Origin of the sequence: Streptomyces sp. NPDC006365, from assembly GCF_042870755.1 — a bacterium.
GTDB classification, from domain to species: Bacteria; Actinomycetota; Actinomycetes; order Streptomycetales; family Streptomycetaceae; genus Streptomyces; species Streptomyces xiangluensis.
Map to the genome: position 1 here is coordinate 215408 of NZ_JBIAHS010000011.1, position 17299 is coordinate 232706.

The following is a 17299-nucleotide window of genomic DNA, read 5'->3' on the forward strand; positions in this document are numbered from 1 at the left end:
GTGTGAAAGGGCACGAGGCAGTTATGGGTCCACCTCATCCTCCAGGGCCGGAGCGGAGCGCCGCATGGCGGCGGTGGTTCGCTGATGAGGCGCGGGCCGAGCGGCCCGATCTTGCGACGCTGTGCCTGCTCATCGGGGCCGAGGCGGACGGAGCGCTGGACGAGGCGGGGATGGACGCCGCGCAGATCGAACTGGACCGGCTGGCCGGGGAGTTGCCGTTCCGGCCGGGCGGGCCCCAGGCCTGGGCCACGGCGCTGGCCGAACATCTCGGCGGGCGCTGCGGGTTCCGCGGCAGCGCCGGTGACTACCAGCGGCTGGAGTCCTCGCTCCTGCACGAGGTGCTGCGGCGGCGACGCGGGCTGCCCATCCTGCTCTCGGTCGTGTGGATGGAGGTCGCACGCAGGGCGGGGGCACACGTGTACGGGGTGGCCCTCCCCGGGCACTTCGTGGTCGGCTTCGGGCCTCCCGCCCGTCACCCGACCACCGACCCGCAAGGAGCTTCGCGCAGTACTGAATTCGAGGAGCAAGTGCTGGCCGACCCCTTTGACGGCGGCCGCGTGATGACCGGCCCCGACGCGGAGCTGCTCGTGGCGGGCGCCACCGGTGCGCCCCTCGACCCGTCGATGCTCACGCCCGCCGACCCGCTCGACGTCGTCCTGCGCATCCTCAACAACATCCGCGCCTGGGCCGCCGCCCGCCCCGAACGCGGCGACGTCGCCCTGTGGGCCGTGGACCTCTCCCTACTGCTCCCGTCCCACCCCGCCCGCCTCCGCTACGACCGTGCCCAACTCCTCGTCCAGCACGGTGACTTCCTGGCAGGCGCGACAGAACTCGACGCGTACGCCGACATCGTGGCCCCGGTCGACGAACCCGCAGCGGACCGCGTACGCCAACAGGCGCGCGCGGCCCGCGCGATGCTCAACTGAAGCGGTCAGCTCGGGTTGGTCTCGATGACTCCGATGCGCTCCTCGGGCGTCTTGCCGCGCAGCGCCTTGCCCAGCGCGGAGACGACGTCCTGCGGCAGGACTTTGCGTTTCCCACTCGCGCCCTCGATCTGCACGCCGTCGAAGGTGGTGCCGTACGCCTCCTTGAGCGCCTCGAGGTCGTACGTCTCCACAAGCTTGCCGTTGACGGCCTTGAAACCGAGAATCTTCGGCAGTGAAACGGGTCCGAACTGGATGCTGTTTGCCGCGTCGGCCTGAACGGTGACGAGCTCGGACATCGCCGGCTCCGCGAACTCCTTCATTTTCCGGTCGACTTCGGCCTTCGTGATCGTCGGCTCCTTCGTCGTGGTCGGAACCTGAACGGCGCCCGGCTTGCCGGTCTCCACCTGCGTGCGGTACGCCTCCTCGACGGCCTTCATCGACTGGTCGATGGCGATGGACTTGCCCGGCTTGCCGTACACGGGGACGGCCTTGCCCGACTCGAACTTGATCGTGCCCTCGGTCGCCGTTCCGGCGCCGCCCGCGGCGCGCGCCAGAGCGGCCCGCAGCTTCTCCTCGTCGACGGGCATCTCGGGTTCGACGACGCGCTCGCCGCCGAACAGCGAACCGATCACCGACACGGGGTTGTAGTCGCTGCCCGCCGCGGCACGCACCGTGGACTGGCTGTCGAACTGGAGGCCCGCCTGTTCCGGCTGGAGCGAGACCGTTTCGCCGTCGACGGACAGCTTCAGCGCCTGCTCCACATTTTTCCCGAAGGCGTCGTCCATCTTCTTGACGGCCTCGTCACGGGTGCCGCCGCCGATGTCGACACCCATCACGGTGGTGCCCTTGGGCACGTCGGAGCTGTTCATGAGCAGTCCGGCGCCGTACGCGATACCGGCAACGCCCACCACGCCGGCCCCCAGGAGCACCAGCTTGTTCCGCCCCTTCTTCTTCGGCTTCGAGGCCGCGGGCACGGTCGGCGAGACCGGCTCGGGCAGCTTCGGGGACTGGTGCGGCAGCGGGCCGTCGGAGGGCGCACCGGGTCCGAACGGGTTCTGGTGCGACGGTACGACGGGAATGCCGCTGGTCAGGGTGTGCCCGGAGACGTTCTCCCCGGGCCCGCCGCCGTAACCGGGCGGTTCGGGCACGGGCTTCTGCGGGGTGAGGATCGCGGTGTCGTCACTCATCCCACCGCCGGGACGACCTGGGCCGCCGGGGCCACTTGCTGGGGCGCCGGATCCGCCGGGCACGTTCGGACCACTCGGGGAACCGGGGCCACCCGGCCCACCGACCGAGACGCCGGATCCGCGCGGGCCGCCGGGCCCGTTCGGACCACTCAGGGAACCAGGGCCACCCGGACCCCCGGGACCACCTGGGCCACCGGCCGGAGCACCGGATCCACCGGCGCCTCCAGGACCGATCGGACCCCCGGGACGACCTGGGTCAGCGGCCGGGGCACCGGATCCGCCGGGACGGCCCGGAGCATTCGGGCCACCCGCACGGTTCGGACCACCCAGGGATCCAGGACCACCCGGACCCCCGGGACCACCAGGGCCACCGGCCGGAGCGCCGGATCCGCCAGGCCCGCCAGGAGCACCCGGTCCACCGGAAGCACCATGGATGCCCAGACCTCCCGGCCCACCGACCCCACCAGGGCCCCCGAAACTGTCAGGGCCTCCCTGGCCCCGCGGCCGCCCTGCACCGCCAGGCGCCGCCATGGGCCCGTCTCCCGTGGCCGGTCCGCCGGTCGGCCCCGAAGGACCGCCCGGACCACCAGGACCGCCCTGGGCGCCCCGGCCCCCTTCGGAGAAGAACGGAAGATCATCGCGCCGCGACGCATCGTCACCGGCGCCACCACCGTTGGCCCCGTTCGCGTTCCCGGGACCACCCCCGCTACCGGCCCCCAGCGGCCCCGCCGCCAGCACACCGGAAACGTCGAAGGACCCGGTGCCGCCACCATGCCCCGGCGCCACGGCACTGGTGCCGCCCGCGCCGGGCAGCCCCGCACCATTCGTACCGTTCGCGCCGGCACCACCGGAACCGGGCCGAGGCGCTCCACCAGGACGCGCACCGGCGCCCCCGGGACGAGAACCGGCAGTACCCGTGCCTGCGGCGGCACCCGTGCCCGTACCAGCCGAACCGCCGGAGACACCCGCCCCGTTGGTCGAGCCACCGCCCTGACCGCCCTTGGGCGCACCGGACTTACGAGGAGCGAACCAGTCGCTCGTCTTCTCCTCGGCGGCGGCACCGGAACCGGAACCGGAAGAGGGCGCGGGATCCGGGGACTTGGGCGCACCCGAGGAAGCGCTCGGCCCCGGCTCGGCCGCGGCCGACGCCGGTCCGGCCGAGCCGGCCGACCCGTTGGCACCGGTCGCACTCGTCGAACCGCTGCCGGAACTCTCCGAGTCCCCGACGGGCGTCCGCACGACGACCGGCGGAATGGGCCTCGATCCAGGGATGTTGATCCGGATCCGCGTCGTCAGCGTGGTCTCGGTCTTGATTTCCTCCGGCCGTTCACCAGCGGAACGCCCCGCGTCAGCACCGTCTTCGGAACCCGTGGGGGTCCCGTACGGCGGCGTACCCGACGGGTAGGCGGTTCCGCCGCGCCCGTTGGGCCCGGAGGACGAACTGTCAGTTTCACGACTCAAGGCAGGTTCTCCCGATTGGCTCCGCCGCCCGTGTACTCGACCTCAACCTCGTTTCGGGCGGCTCGGCGGCGCGCACCACCATACTGGCCACCTCTGGTGCTTATCCGGCGACCGCTGAGGAAACCCACACTGGACCCCCACGCGCGTTCTGCGGCGAAGTAGTACGTCACTTGCCAAGTCGGGCGGCAGAGCCGGATGGTTGCCGCCCCCCACCAAGGGTGGCGCACATCACAGCCACAGCCATCCCACCGAGCAGGAAGAGGTAGGACCCGGCTCCCGCGGCGAAGAGGAAGTCGCCTTCCGGGCGGCTGGCTGTGAGCAGGATGACGGCGACCATCCATCCGGCCGCGGGTGCCACCGCCCCGGCCCGGCTGCCGAGCGCCCGCGCTCCGCCCAGGAAGAGCCCGGCCGCACCCGCGAGAGCGAGCAGCAACCCGCCCGGGAACCAGCCCGACTGGACCAGTGCCCCGGCCGCCCCGACCACGGCACCCAGCACAAACAGCCCCAGCCAGGCGGCGATCCTTCCCCCCGACGGCGGCCCCAACGGCTGGGCGAGCATGCTCCCCGTACCGGCGCTACTGGCACTTGATCTGTTCGCCGTACTCATCACGCACTCACCTCAGAAGTCCCCGAAATCCCTGCAATCCCCGCAAACAGGTCTGTCTCCGGCGCCCCGGAACGTGCACCACCCCGTTCACCGCGCACCAACTCGTAGTACTCCATGAGAAAAATCGGCTGCGCGAGCTGGTTCGACAGCGCGAACCACGGCTCGACGACCTCGATCTGCGTGGCGTGCGCCCGCATCGCCGCGGCCTTGGCGGCGGCGTGTGCCGTGCCGTCGATCTCCGTCGTGATCAGGTTGTCGGCCACCACGCCCGGCACGTCGTCGACGGCGGCGGAGGCGGGGAAGGGCAGTTCGTCCAGTACGTCCTTGAGACGCGCGAAGGCCTCTTCGGCCACGGAGCGCGGTACGCGGTTCCAGTAGATCTTCGGGATCGTCCACGGTGTGCCCAGGTCCGGGCGGAAGTCCCGCTCGGCGGCCAGGTCCGCGGCGCGCATCGCGACCCGGTGGGCCTGGATGTGGTCGGGGTGGCCGTAACCCCCGTCAGGGTCGTAGGTGACCAGCACTTGGGGGCGTACTTCGCGGATCACCCCGACGAGTTCCGCGGCGGCCTCGTCGAGGTCCGCCTGCCAGAAGCAGCGGGGGTCGTCGTTGTCGGCCAGGCCCATCATCCCGGAGTCCTGGTGGCGGCCGGGGCCGCCGAGGGAGCGGAAGTCGTGCACGCCGAGCGCGTCCATCGCCGCCGCGAGTTCCGTGCGGCGGTGGCTGCCGAGGGCCTCGCCCGTCAGATGGGCGAGCTCGGGCGGGATGACCTCGCCCCGCTCGCCCAGTGTGCAGGTCACCAGGGTGACGTGGGCGCCCTCGGCCGCGTACCGGGCCATGGTCGCGCCGTTGTTGATCGACTCGTCGTCCGGGTGCGCGTGCACCAGGAGCAGTCGGCGGCCGGGCAGTTCCGTCATGGGCCCACCCTATGAGCCCCGCCGGTACGCGGCTCCCTGAGCCCCGTCCGTACGAGACTTCCCGGGCGTCAGTCCCTACGGGGCTCCCCCGGCCCCGCCCGCCCACGGACCCGGCGCATGCCTATGAGGCGCCGCCCATGAGGCACGCCTCAGAACTTGATGTCCCCGATCATCCCCGCGATGTTCGTCGTCAGCTCACTGATCGTGGGCGCGATCGTCGAGCTGGCCAGGTAGAAGCCGAGCAGGATGCAGACGACCGCGTGCCCGCCCTTCAGTCCTGATTTCTTGACCAGCAGGAAGACGATGATCGCCAGCAGCACCACCGCCGAAATCGAGAGTGCCACGGCGGTTCACCTCCAAGGTTCCCGGGGACACGTTTGGTCAGTACGGCAGCCAGCAGGTTCATACCCAGGCAGCGCCATTGATCATAACTATCCATCCGTGCGCATCGATCGGCGCACGGCCGCACAAGGGGGCGCATGGCCAATATGGTCGGGGCATGACCACCGAGCCTCTCTCCTTTCCGCGCCGGCAGGCACGCACCCTGCGCTTCACGCTCGGCGCACCCCGCGCCTTCACCGTGGCGCCCGACGGTTCCCGGGTCGTGTTCCTGCGGTCCCGCTCGGGTACGGACCGGGCGAATCTGCTGTGGGTCCTCGATGTGGACGAGAAAGAAGAGGAACGCGTCGCCGCCGACCCGCAGGCGCTGCTCGGCGGCGCCGCCGAGAGGCTGTCGGCCGAGGAGAGAGCACGCCGGGAGCGCAGCCGGGAGGGCAGCGAGGGCATCGTCGGCTATGCCACCGACAGGGCGGTGGAGCTGGCGTCCTTCGCGTTGTCCGGGCGGCTTTTCACAGCCGAGCTGCGGGCCGGTACGGCACGTGAACTGCCCGTTCCCGGCCCCGTGCTGGACCCGCGCCCGTCCCCCGACGGACGGCTCGTGGCGTACGTCACCGGGGGCGCCCTGCGGGTGACCGGCGCCGAGGGTGAGGGCGACCGGGCACTCGCGGAGCCCGAGTCGGAGACGGTCACGTACGGCCTGGCCGAGTTCATCGCGGCGGAGGAGATGGGCCGTTCGCGCGGCTTCTGGTGGTCACCCGACTCGGACCTGCTGCTGGTCGCGCGGGCCGACGACGCGCCCGTACGCCGCTGGTGGATCGCCGACCCCGCACGGCCGGAGCGGACTCCGCAGGAGGTCGCGTACCCGGCGGCCGGAACCGACAACGCGGACGTACGCCTCTTCGTGTTCGGGCTCGACGGGGCGCGCACGGAGGTCGTGTGGGACCGGGCGCGCTACCCCTATCTGGCACGAGTGCACTGGTCGGCGGCCGGGGCGCCGCTCCTGCTCGTACAGGCGCGGGACCAGAGGAGCCAGCTCTATCTGGCCGTGGATCCCGAGACCGGAGCGACCCGGATGGTGCACGCGGACGAAGATCCACAATGGCTGGATCTTTTCCCCGGCGTGCCGTGCTGGAGTCCCCGTGGACAGCTCGTGCGGATCGCCGACGAGGGCGGGGCACGGGTGCTCGCGGTGGGTGAACGCCCTCTGACGGGACCGCAGTTGCACGTACGGGCGGTGCTCGACGTCTCTGACGACGATGTGCTGGTGTCCGCGTCGGCAGGCGAGGCGGCGGCCACTCCGGAGACCGGTGAGGTCCACGTCTACCGGGTCAACGACCTTGGCGTGGAACGGCTTTCGCAGGAGCCCGGGGTGCACTCGGCGGTGCGCTCCGGCCCTGTAACGGTGCTCGTCTCGGCAGTACCCGACCGGCCGGGCGCCCAGGTGCGGGTGCTTCGCGAGGGCAAGGCGGCGGCGACTGTGGCCTCGTACGCCGAAGACCCCGCACTGAGCCCGCGCGTGACGCTCATGGAGGCGGGCGAGCGCCGTGTGCCGTGCGCCGTCGTGCTCCCCACGGGCCACACCGGCGGTCCGCTGCCGGTCCTGATGGACCCGTACGGCGGCCCGCACGGACAGCGGGTGCTGGCGGCGCACAACCCGTACCTCACTTCGCAGTGGTTCGCCGACCAGGGCTTCGCGGTGATCGTCGCGGACGGGCGCGGGATGCCGGGGCGCTCACCCGCCTGGGAGAAGGCGATCAAGGACGACATGGCCGCGATCGTCGTGGACGACCAGATCCACGCGCTCCAGGCGCTCGCCGAGCGCTTCCCACTGGACCTGAACCGGGTCGCCATCCGTGGCTGGTCGTTCGGCGGCTATCTGGCGGGCCTCGCGGTGCTGCGCCGCCCCGACGTCTTCCACACGGCCGTCGTGGGCGCCCCGGTCACCGACCAGCGCCTGTACGACACCCACTACACGGAGCGCTACCTGGGCGACCCGAACCGGCAGCCCGAGGTCTACGCCGCGAACTCCCTGATCGACGACAACGGCCTGGTGAACGCCACCGAGCCGGCCCGCCCCATGATGATCATCCACGGCCTGGCCGACGACAACGTAGTGGTGGCCCACAGCCTGCGCCTGTCCTCCGCCCTACTGTCCGCAGGCCGCCCCCACGAGGTCCTGCCCCTCTCCGGAGTCACGCACATGACCCCGCAGGAACAGGTGGCCGAGAACCTGCTGCTGCTCCAGGTCGACTTCCTGAAGCGGACCCTGAACGTGCCCTGAGCATGCGACCGGCCGGGGAGACATGGCGCGCCCCGGCCGGTCTACGGCACCCGCACGGCCGTACGCTGTCGAGCTTGACGCGTCCGTATATCGGTATCGGGTCAGCGAAGTTGCTTACGTGTTAACGCAGTTGATGTGCATTTGTGCCGCTATGCCGACTCATCGGTGGACGCTTCGCGCTCCACACAGAATTCGTTGCCCTCGGGATCGGCCAGCACGACCCACCCGCCGCCGTCGGGCCGCGTACGGTCGTCGAGCAGTCTCGCGCCCAGCGCGAGTGCCCGCTCAACCTCCTCGGCACGGGTCAGCCCCTTCGGCTGCAGATCCAGGTGGAGCCGGTTCTTGGCCGCCTTCCCCTCCTCGACCCGTACGAAGAGCAGCGTGGGCCCGCCGGCGGGGTCCGCGATGAAGGCCTCCGGGTCGCCGGGCTTGTCGTCGTCGGCCAGCGGGCGTCCCAAGAGGCTGCTCCAGAACAGGCCCAGCTCGTACGGGTCTCCGGTGCAGTCAAAGGTGATGTGCCTGATGCTCAGGGGCAACTGATGTCTCCACACGACTCGTTGGACCGCGGCTTCAGCGCGCGGGCACCGCAGCGTAGGCAACTCGGCTGCGCCGAGTCATCCGCTTTCCTGTGTCCCCTGGCGGAGAGTCGCGCCCTTGACGCCGCGGAGGAAGGCACACAGGACCCTGAGCGTGGTGGCAATGACGGTTGCGAGGGTGTGGGCTGCGCGAATGTGACAGTCGCCCCAGGAACTGTCACATTTCCGCGGATACTTGGGTCAGCCCTTCGTGACCTTCGCGTTCACCTCGGCCACATCCTGCTCCAGCGCCTTCAGCGCCGGGTCCATCACCACGTCCTCGTCCCGCGCCTCCGTGGTCGGCTCCTCCGGGAAGTGGCAGGCCGTCAGGTGGCCGCCGCGGTTGCCGGAGAGCTGGATCAGCGGGGGCTCCTCGCTGGCGCACTTGTCCTGCGCCTTCCAGCAGCGTGTGCGGAAGCGGCAGCCGGACGGGGGGTGGATCGGGGAGGGTACGTCGCCGGCGAGGCGGATGCGCTCGCGGTCCTCGGACTCCTCGGTGGCCACCTCGGGGACCGCCGAGAGGAGGGCATGGGTGTAAGGGTGCCGGGGGCGGTTGTAGATCGAGTCACGGTCGCCGACCTCCACCACCTTGCCGAGGTACATCACCGCCACGCGCTGCGAGAAGTGGCGCACGATGGCGAGGTCGTGGGCGATGAAGAGGAAGGCGATGCCCATCTCTTCCTGGACCTTCTGCAGCAGGTTGACGACCTGCGCCTGGATCGACACGTCCAGGGCCGACACCGGCTCGTCCGCGACGATCAGCTTCGGTTGCAGGGCCAGGGCGCGGGCCACGCCGATGCGCTGGCGCTGACCGCCGGAGAACTCGTGCGGGAAGCGGTTGTAGTGCTCGGGGTTGAGGCCGACGAGCTCCAGGAGTTCGCGTACGCGCTTCTCCCTGCCACCCTCCGGGTTGATGCCGTTGACCTCCATCGGCGACTTGATGATCGTGCCGACGGTCTGCCGCGGGTTCAGCGAGGAGTACGGGTCCTGGAAGATCATCTGGATCTCGGACCGTACGGGTGCGAGCTGCTTGCGAGAAGCGTGCGTGATGTCCTGGCCCGCGTATGTGATCTTGCCGCCGGTGGGCTCCAGAAGCCGCGTGATCAGCCGGCCCGTTGTCGACTTGCCGCAGCCCGACTCGCCGACCAGGCCGACACTTTCGCCGACCCCGACGCTCAGGTCGATGCTGTCGACGGCCTGGACGGCGCCGACCTTTCGTTTGATCGGGAAGCCGCCGTAGATCGGGAAGTGCTTGGTCAGGCCCTCGACGCTGAGGAGCGTCTCGGCCGAGGTACCGGTCGAGTCCTGCGGTGCGGGGAGGGTGAGGTTGTCGCTCATGTCTCGGTTCTCCCTAGCGCAGCCGGGGCTGGATCTGGTCGATGAAGATGGTCTGCTTCTGCTCCGCCGTGAGGTGGCAGGCCGCGGCACGGGCATCGTCGGCCAGTGACGGCCGTTCGTCCACACAGCGGTTGCCGACCGTCTCCTGGAAGGCACACCGCGGGTGGAAGGGGCAGCCGGACGGCGGGGTGAGGAGAGAGGGCGGCGACCCCGGGATCGGGGTGAGCGCCTCGTTCAGGTTGCCGCCGAGCCTCGGCATCGAGCTCAACAGGCCCCAAGTGTACGGATGCTGGGGCTGCCTGAGCACCTCGCGGGTGCTGCCCCGCTCCACGGCCCGGCCCGCGTACATCACCAGCAGGTCGTCGGCCATGTGCGAAATGACGCCCAGGTCATGGGTGATGAAGATGATCGCGGAGCCGAACTCCTGCTGGAGGTCCCGCAACAGGTCCAGGATCTGGGCCTGCACGGTCACATCGAGCGCGGTGGTCGGCTCGTCGGCGATCAGCAGGTCGGGGTCGCACATCAGCGCCATGGCGATCATCGCGCGCTGGCGCATACCGCCGGAAAACTGGTGCGGGTAGTCGTGGAAGCGCGTCTGGGGCTGCGGGATGCCGACCTTGTCGAGCATCTCGATCGCCCGGGCCTTCGCCTCCTTCTTGGAGGCTCCGGTGTGCTTCATGAACGGCTCGGACAGCTGGCGGCCCACCGTGTAGTACGGCGAGAGCGCGGTCAGCGGGTCCTGGAAGATCATCGCGGCCTTGTTGCCGCGGAGCTTCTCCATCTCCTTCTCGGAGGCGGTGATCAGCTCCTTGCCGTCCAGGACGATCTCGCCCTCGACGGTGGTGGTCTTGGGGCTGTGCAGCCCGAGGATCGTCAGGTTGGTGACGGACTTGCCGGAGCCCGACTCGCCGACGATGCCCAGGGTCTTGCCGCGCTCGACGTCGAAGGAGAGGCCGTCGACCGCCTTGACGACGCCGTCCTCGGTGGAGAACTGCACCCGCAGATCCCGGACCGAGAGGAAGGCGTCCGACCCGGTCGGGTTCGGGGCGTCTTCGACCTTGGTCAGTGTGGTCACGGTCGTTCTCCTAGCTGAGGCGCACGCGCGGGTCGATGAACGCGTAGGCGATGTCCACGAGGATGTTCAGGATCAGGATGAAGAAGGCTCCGAACAGCATGGCCCCCATCGTCAGCGGCAGATCCTTGGTCAACGACGACTCCACCGCGAGCCGTCCGATGCCCGCCAGGTCGAAGGTGAACTCGGTGACCACACCACCCGCGAGGAGTGAGCTGAGGTCCAGGCCGAGGATGGTGACGATCGGGATCAGTGAACCGCGCCAGGCGTAGCGGAAGAACACGTACTTCTGGGACATGCCCTTCGCTCTCGCGGTGCGGACATGCTCCTCCTGCAGTTGCTCGATCATGGTCGAGCGGGTCATACGGGTGTACTGGGCGGTGAAGATCGTGGCCATCACGACCCAGGGGATGAGCAGTCCGATGAACCAGGCGCCCGGGTTCTCGGTGAACGGCACGTACTTGGGGTTCTCCATCCAGCCCGTCGAGTAGACGAAGATGCCGAGCACGATCGGGCCGAGCAGGTAGATCTGGAACGAGCTGAGCACGATGGACGCGCCGCTGGCGAGCTTGTCGACCACGGTGCCGCGCTTCCAGGCGGCGAGCATGCCGGTGCCGAGCCCGAACAGCAGGAAGATGACGAGCCCGCCGATGGTCAGCGACAGCGTCAGCGGGAACCGGTCCATGAGGGACTCCCAGACGAAGTCGCCGGTCTTGAAGGAGACACCCAGGCAGGGGGCCGAGCAGTGCCCGACAGCGAAGTCGCGGCCGGCCACGATGCCGATCATGAAGTCCCAGAACTGCGCGGTGATGGGCTTGTCCAGACCGAGGTTCTCCCGGATGACAGCGAGGTTCTCCGGCGAGCAGTTCTTGCCGCAGGAAAGGGCGGCGAAGTCCTGGGGAACTGCGTAGAACAAGAAGAACGTGAACGCGGCGATCAGGAACATGATCACGACCGCGCCGATCGACCTGCGGATGAGGAACTGAAGCATGGCGGGCGGCTGCTCTCTTCGGAAGCGGCGGTGCGGTGAGGGGGATGGGTGCCCGTGGGGGTGCGCTCCGCCTGGCGCGCACCCCCACGGATCAGCCGTGGCGCTTGGTTACGGCTGCTTCAGGAACACATTGTTGATGTCGATGTAGCTCGACTCGGTGCTGTACGTCGCACCGCCGATGTTCGACCCGAAGAGCTGGATGGTCTTCGAGTAGTACACCGGGGCAGCCGGGTTGATCTCCTCGAGGATGCGCTTGTGCGCCTGCTCCCACTTCGCGGCGGCCTCGGCCGGCTCCAGCTTCAGAGCTTCCTCGATCAGCTTGTTGACCTGCGGGTCGTTGATGTGCGAGTAGTTCGGCGCACCGTCGGCGATCTGCGTGCCGTCGTAGACCGGGGTCACGACCGTGGACTGGGACGGCCAGTCCTGGCCCCAGCCGGTCATGTAGAGGTCGTACGGGTTCTTGAGCTTGCCGATCTGCTCGTAGAAGGTGGCCCGGTCGATCTCCTTGGCCTGGACGTCGTAGCCGAGCTTCTCCAGCGCGTCCACGATGATGACCTGCTGCGCCTGGCCGCGCGGGCTGTTGGAGTACGCGTAGGTGAGCTTGGTGCCCTCCTTGACGCCCGCCTCCTTGATCAGCTCCTTGGCCTTCGCGAGGTCGCCGTTGGGCTTCTTGAGCTTGCCGTACGGGTCGTACTTCGCGTCGAAGCCCGGCAGGGTCGGGGCGAACAGACCACCGGCGATCTCACCGCCGTACCGGCCGCCGTCGGCCTGGACCATGGCCTGGGCCGGGATCGCGTAGGTGATGGCGTCGCGGATCTTCTTGTCCTTGATCTTGTCAAGGTTGAAGCTCATCTGCCAGACGTAGGGCTGGTAGCCCTTGACCGTGCGCTTGTTGACCGCCGCGTCGGAGACGACGTCCTGGATCTGCGCCGTGTCCACCGGGTCGGTCCACTGGATCGCGTTCTTGGCCTCACCCTGGTCGGCGATCAGCCGCTTGGTCTGGCTGGCCTGGTCGATCGTCGTGGTGAAGTTGTAGCCGTCGACGTACTGGTGCCGGACCGAGTCGGTCTTCGGGTCCCACTGGGTGTTCTTGACCAGCTTCAGGGACTTGCCGGCCTTGTACTCGGAGATCTTGTACGGGCCGAGCGCTGCCGGAGCCTTGTCGTACTTCTCCTTCGTGTCCTGCTTCTCGGGCACGATGGCGTAACCGGCCATGGCGAGCGCCTGCGGCAGGTCGGGACGCGGCTGGTTGAAGTGGAAGACCACCGTCTCGTCGTCCGGGGTCTCCAGGACGGAGTCCGGCAGGTGCTTGCCCTTGTACGGACCGTCCGGCAGGTCCTTGCGGTAGTCGGCACCGGAGAGCCAGGTCTGGACGTACGTCGGGCCGTCGAAGATGACCTCCGAGTACTGGCGCTCGATGGTGTGGCGGACGTCCTTGGACGTGATGACGTTGCCGTCCTCGTCCTTGACGCCCGACTTGAGCTTGTACGTCCAGGTCTTGCCGCCGTCGGACGACTGACCCGAGTCGGTGGCGATGTCGCCGACGACCGTCAGGTTGCCGTTCTTGTCCTCCTGGAAGTTCGTCAGACCGCGGTGCACGAGGTTGGCGAACTGGCCCGCGTCACTCACGTAGATCTGACCCGGGTCCATGTGGGACAGGTCCGACTGCATGTAGACGTTGATCGTGCCGCCGGACTTGGCGCCCGCCACCTCCGCCGCGGGGCCGTTGGAGGCCGCGGCGTCGGCGTACTGGACGGGCTTCTGCTGCGTCGCCGCGTCGTCCTGGGTCTTCGCCCGGTCCTTGGATTCATTGCCGCTGTCGCTGGAGCAGCCGGTGAGCGCGAGCGAGCCGGCCACCGCAATGGCGGCAATGGCTCTCACAGAGCGCGATCGGATGGGCTTCATGATGCTTTATGCACCTACCTGTCGGTCGTTATCCAGAAGTGCTGCCTGGCCATCCGGTTGCCCGGCGTCGGGGGCGGCAGCCACCCCCCGGCTCGTGGACGTTTTCACCGTCCGGTCTTCGGGTCGAACGCGTCACGGACGGAGTCACCGAGGAGGTTGAAGGCCAGAATGAAGATCACCAGCGCCCCACCCGAGAAGAGCAGGAACGACGGGTTCTGTTCGTAGTTCTCGGCACCGATGCTGAACATCCGGCCCCAGTCAGGAGTCGGCTCGACGAGGCCGACCCCGACGAATGAGAGGAACGCGATGTTCAGGATGGAGCTGGGCAGCGTGTATGTGGCCTGCACCAGGATCGGGGTGACGACGTTCGGCAGGACCTCCTTGCGGACGATCCGCCACCGCGAGGCGCCGGAGACCTTGGCCGCCTCGATGAACTCGCGCTCACGCAGTGAGACCACGGAGCCTCGGACGAGCCTGGCCATGGGCATCCAGCCGAGGAACCACATCACCAGGATGATCGCGACCACCCGCAGGTAGGTGGGGGTCTCATCCGTCGGGGAGACGAACATCGCGGTGACGACGGGCATGAAGGCGATGAAGAACAGCTGGTTGGGGAACGACAGGAAGAAGTCCGTGACCCGGCCCAGCCAGTAGTCGACCTTGCCGCCGAAGTAGCCGCCGACCAGGCCGATGAGGACGCCTGCGACAACGCACAGGAGCGTCAGCACCACGGCCATGTAGAGGGAGTTGCGGATGCCGTACAGCAGCATCGTGAACACGTCGCGGCCCAGCTGAGGCTGGACACCGAGCCAGAAATCGCCCGAGACACCGCCGAACGACCCGCTGGGCATCGCGAAGTCGTCGAGCAGGAACGGATATTCCGGCTCCTGCGCGTACAGCGTGTACGGGTCCTTGCCGTACAGCTTGGAGATCACCGGCGCCAGTGCGGAGACGACGAAGAAGAAAATCACTACACCGGCGGAGACCATCCCTGTACGGTCACGCTTGAACCGCTGCCACATCAGTTGGCCGGGGGAACGGCCCTCAAGCTTCTTGGGCTTGGCAACTTCGGTGGTCGCCGCCAGCTCAGGGTCCAAGGCGACCGACGGGCCTGAGCCCTCGGCCTTGGTTGGACTTGTCATGTGTGTTCTTCCCCCGGGGGACGGAAAGTTGAGCGCAGCACAGATACCGGCAGGTTCTGTGGTTTGGGGGAACTTTCGCCAAGGGAATCAACGCGCGTCAAGCCCGGAAGACATAGGGATCTCCCTACCGTCCATATTTTGAGCAAAAATTGCAAAGACTGACACCTGATCGCGCTTGACAGGTGAGATGGAATTTTCCCATAACGGACATACGGGGAGCGTTTTCTGTTTACATGTCCGAAACTTGATCGCTCGCTCTCCGATAGTCGAACGTCGCTGACAGCGCACGGACAGCGAACCCCATGAGAACGCGCCACCACGTCCCCCACGCCCCTCCGCACGGAGCCTGAAGGCGCACCGAAAACCCGGCCCTCCTCTCAGCGGAGAACCGGGTCAACGGGCTTGAGATGAACCCTCGGTGAAGGAGCGTCAGCCGTGCTTGGCGCGGCTCGCGGCGCGGGCGCGCTCGCGGCCGTCCAGCTTCACCTTGCGGATGCGAACGGACTCCGGAGTGACCTCGACGCACTCGTCGTCGCGGCAGAACTCCAGCGACTGTTCCAGGGAGAGCTTGCGCGGCGGGACGATCGACTCCGTCACATCGGCCGTGGAGGACCGCATGTTGGTGAGCTTCTTCTCCTTGGTGATGTTCACGTCCATGTCGTCGGCGCGCGAGTTCTCGCCGACGATCATGCCCTCGTACACCTCGGTGCCCGGCTCCACGAAGAGCACGCCGCGCTCCTGAAGGTTCGTCATCGCGAACGCGGTGACGGCGCCGGAGCGGTCGGCGACCAGTGAACCGTTGTTACGGGTCTGGAGAGCGCCGAACCACGGCTCGTGGCCCTCGTGGATGGAGTGCGCGATGCCCGTGCCGCGCGTGCTCGTCAGGAACTCCGTACGGAACCCGATGAGACCGCGGGACGGCACGACGAACTCCAGCCGCACCCAACCGGAGCCGTGGTTGGACATGTTGTCCATCCGGCCCTTGCGGACACCCATGAGCTGTGTGACCGCGCCCATGTGCTCCTCGGGCACGTCGATCGTCATGCGCTCGACCGGCTCGTGCACCTTGCCGTCGACGTCCTTGGTGACGACCTGCGGCTTGCCGACCGTCAGCTCGTAGCCCTCCCGGCGCATGGTCTCGACGAGGATCGCGAGCGCGAGCTCACCTCGGCCCTGGACCTCCCAGGCGTCCGGGCGCTCGGTGTCCAGCACCCGCAGGGAGACATTGCCGACCAGCTCACGGTCCAGACGGTCCTTCACCTGACGCGCCGTGACCTTACGGTCCTTGACGGCCGCCTTGGCGTCCGCGCCCTTGCCGGTGCCACCGCGGCCGACCAGCGGCGAGGTGTTCGTACCGATCGTCATCGAGATCGCCGGCTCGTCGACCGTGATGAGCGGCAGCGCGACGGGGTTCTCGGGGTCCGCGAGGGTCTCACCGATCATGATGTCGGGGATACCGGCGACAGCGCAGATGTCCCCGGGGCCGGCCTTCTCGGCGGGCTTGCGGGTGAGCGCCTCGGTCATCATCAGCTCGCTGATGCGTACGCCGGCGACGGTGCCGTCGCGCTTGATCCAGGCGACCGTCTGGCCCTTGCGCAGCTCGCCCTGCTCGACGCGGAGCAGCGCGATGCGGCCGAGGAAGTTGTCGGCGTCCAGGTTGGTGACGTGCGCCTGGAGGGGGGCCTCCTCGTCGTACGTCGGGGCCGGGACGTGCGCCAGGATCGTGGAGAAGAACGGCTCCAGGCTGTCGCTGTCGGCCGGGACGGTGCCGTCCTCCGGCTTGGTCAGCGAGGCCACTCCGTCCCGCGCACACGCGTAGACGATGGGGAACTCGATCTGGTCCTCGTCGGCGTCGAGGTCCAGGAAGAGGTCGTACGCCTCGTTCACCACCTCGTCGATACGGGAGTCCGGGCGGTCCGTCTTGTTGATGCACAGGATGACGGGCAGCCGCGCCTGGAGGGCCTTGCGCAGCACGAAGCGGGTCTGCGGGAGCGGGCCCTCGGAGGCGTCGACGAGCAGGACCACCGCGTCGACCATCGACAGACCGCGCTCGACCTCACCGCCGAAGTCGGCGTGGCCGGGGGTGTCGATGATGTTGATGGTGATGACGTCGCCGCCATCCTTCGGGTGGTACTTCACCGCCGTGTTCTTGGCGAGGATCGTGATGCCCTTCTCACGCTCCAGGTCGTTCGAGTCCATCATGCGGTCGTCGAGCGACTCAGCGGCATGCGCGGCGAAGGAACCGGCCTGCTTGAGCATGGCGTCGACCAGAGTGGTCTTGCCGTGGTCGACGTGGGCGACGATGGCGACGTTACGAATGTCGTGGCGCGTGGCCATAGTGAGGCGCTTCTCCCGGGGTGAGTGAACGGCCGACGCGTACATCTGCGTTACGCGGGCCCTGCCGGGCGGAACATGCCACGGCCTTACCCCATGGTACGGGGCCGCCGGCCGCTGGGGCTCGACGGGTTCTGCCTGTGCCCACGGCGCAGGTCCGTTGGGGCTGGTCGCGCCCACGCGGCGGAGTCGCATATGTCACAGCCCCGCGCCCCTGAAGAAAGGCC

At 68.5% G+C, this 17299-nt stretch carries 13 protein-coding genes; 2 read left to right on the forward strand and 11 right to left on the reverse strand.

The window, feature by feature from the left end; all coding sequences use genetic code 11:
- Positions 1-23: 23 nt before the first annotated feature.
- Positions 24-926 (forward strand): tetratricopeptide repeat protein, encoded by a 903-nt coding sequence (locus ACFYO0_RS28285; protein WP_388681497.1) that lies wholly within the window; start codon positions 24-26, stop codon positions 924-926.
- Positions 927-931: 5 nt separating this feature from the next.
- Here ACFYO0_RS28285 and ACFYO0_RS28290 read toward each other — a convergent pair whose 3' ends face one another.
- The 4 genes from ACFYO0_RS28290 to ACFYO0_RS28305 form a co-directional block, all read right to left on the reverse strand.
- Complete coding sequence (locus ACFYO0_RS28290) at positions 932-3574, reverse strand: hypothetical protein (RefSeq protein WP_388681499.1); 2643 nt, start codon at positions 3572-3574, stop codon at positions 932-934.
- 166 nt (positions 3575-3740) lie between these two features.
- On the reverse strand, positions 3741-4181 hold the full coding sequence (locus ACFYO0_RS28295) for a DUF6113 family protein (protein WP_388681501.1): 441 nt from the start codon (positions 4179-4181) through the stop codon (positions 3741-3743).
- Positions 4181-5095, reverse strand: coding sequence for an N-acetyl-1-D-myo-inositol-2-amino-2-deoxy-alpha-D-glucopyranoside deacetylase (mshB, locus tag ACFYO0_RS28300; protein ID WP_388681503.1), 915 nt, complete (start codon positions 5093-5095; stop codon positions 4181-4183). The genes ACFYO0_RS28295 and mshB overlap by 1 nt, the downstream gene beginning before the upstream one ends.
- A gap of 149 nt (positions 5096-5244) precedes the next feature.
- Entirely contained in the window at positions 5245-5439 is a 195-nt protein-coding gene (locus tag ACFYO0_RS28305; RefSeq protein ID WP_388681505.1) for a hypothetical protein, read from the reverse strand.
- Between the two features lie 155 nt (positions 5440-5594).
- On the opposite strand from ACFYO0_RS28305, the gene ACFYO0_RS28310 reads away from it, so the two are divergent.
- Entirely contained in the window at positions 5595-7715 is a 2121-nt protein-coding gene (locus tag ACFYO0_RS28310) for a prolyl oligopeptidase family serine peptidase (protein ID WP_388681507.1), read from the forward strand.
- Between the two features lie 149 nt (positions 7716-7864).
- Here ACFYO0_RS28310 and ACFYO0_RS28315 read toward each other — a convergent pair whose 3' ends face one another.
- From ACFYO0_RS28315 to typA, 7 genes are all read right to left on the reverse strand, one after another.
- Positions 7865-8251 carry a VOC family protein gene (locus tag ACFYO0_RS28315; protein ID WP_388681510.1) on the reverse strand — a complete coding sequence of 129 codons (387 nt, stop codon included), beginning with the start codon at positions 8249-8251 and terminating at the stop codon, positions 7865-7867.
- Between the two features lie 240 nt (positions 8252-8491).
- Entirely contained in the window at positions 8492-9628 is a 1137-nt protein-coding gene (locus tag ACFYO0_RS28320; protein WP_388681513.1) for an ABC transporter ATP-binding protein, read from the reverse strand.
- Between the two features lie 13 nt (positions 9629-9641).
- Positions 9642-10703, reverse strand: a complete 1062-nt coding sequence (locus tag ACFYO0_RS28325; RefSeq protein ID WP_388681515.1) for an ABC transporter ATP-binding protein — start codon at positions 10701-10703, stop codon at positions 9642-9644.
- A 10-nt stretch (positions 10704-10713) separates the two neighbouring features.
- Positions 10714-11691, reverse strand: a complete 978-nt coding sequence (locus ACFYO0_RS28330; protein ID WP_388681518.1) for an ABC transporter permease — start codon at positions 11689-11691, stop codon at positions 10714-10716.
- A 108-nt stretch (positions 11692-11799) separates the two neighbouring features.
- Positions 11800-13596 carry an ABC transporter substrate-binding protein gene (locus ACFYO0_RS28335; protein ID WP_388681520.1) on the reverse strand — a complete coding sequence of 599 codons (1797 nt, stop codon included), beginning with the start codon at positions 13594-13596 and terminating at the stop codon, positions 11800-11802.
- Between the two features lie 104 nt (positions 13597-13700).
- On the reverse strand, positions 13701-14738 hold the full coding sequence (locus tag ACFYO0_RS28340; RefSeq protein WP_388681523.1) for an ABC transporter permease: 1038 nt from the start codon (positions 14736-14738) through the stop codon (positions 13701-13703).
- A 429-nt stretch (positions 14739-15167) separates the two neighbouring features.
- Positions 15168-17075: a translational GTPase TypA gene (gene typA, locus ACFYO0_RS28345; RefSeq protein ID WP_388681526.1), complete on the reverse strand. Its 1908-nt coding sequence runs from the start codon at positions 17073-17075 to the stop codon at positions 15168-15170.
- Between the last annotated feature and the right edge of the window lie 224 nt (positions 17076-17299).

Excerpts from the sequence above, each read along its gene's own strand:
- ACFYO0_RS28295 (WP_388681501.1), bottom strand. The coding sequence starts at position 4,181 with ATGAGTACGGCGAACAGATCAAGTGCCAGTAGCGCCGGTACGGGGAGC.
- ACFYO0_RS28330 (WP_388681518.1), bottom strand. The coding sequence starts at position 11,691 with ATGCTTCAGTTCCTCATCCGCAGGTCGATCGGCGCGGTCGTGATCATG.
- mshB (WP_388681503.1), bottom strand. The coding sequence starts at position 5,095 with ATGACGGAACTGCCCGGCCGCCGACTGCTCCTGGTGCACGCGCACCCG.
- ACFYO0_RS28310 (WP_388681507.1), top strand. The coding sequence starts at position 5,595 with ATGACCACCGAGCCTCTCTCCTTTCCGCGCCGGCAGGCACGCACCCTG.
- typA (WP_388681526.1), bottom strand. The coding sequence starts at position 17,075 with ATGGCCACGCGCCACGACATTCGTAACGTCGCCATCGTCGCCCACGTC.
- ACFYO0_RS28320 (WP_388681513.1), bottom strand. The coding sequence starts at position 9,628 with ATGAGCGACAACCTCACCCTCCCCGCACCGCAGGACTCGACCGGTACC.
- ACFYO0_RS28285 (WP_388681497.1), top strand. The coding sequence starts at position 24 with ATGGGTCCACCTCATCCTCCAGGGCCGGAGCGGAGCGCCGCATGGCGG.
- ACFYO0_RS28335 (WP_388681520.1), bottom strand. The coding sequence starts at position 13,596 with ATGAAGCCCATCCGATCGCGCTCTGTGAGAGCCATTGCCGCCATTGCG.
- ACFYO0_RS28340 (WP_388681523.1), bottom strand. The coding sequence starts at position 14,738 with ATGACAAGTCCAACCAAGGCCGAGGGCTCAGGCCCGTCGGTCGCCTTG.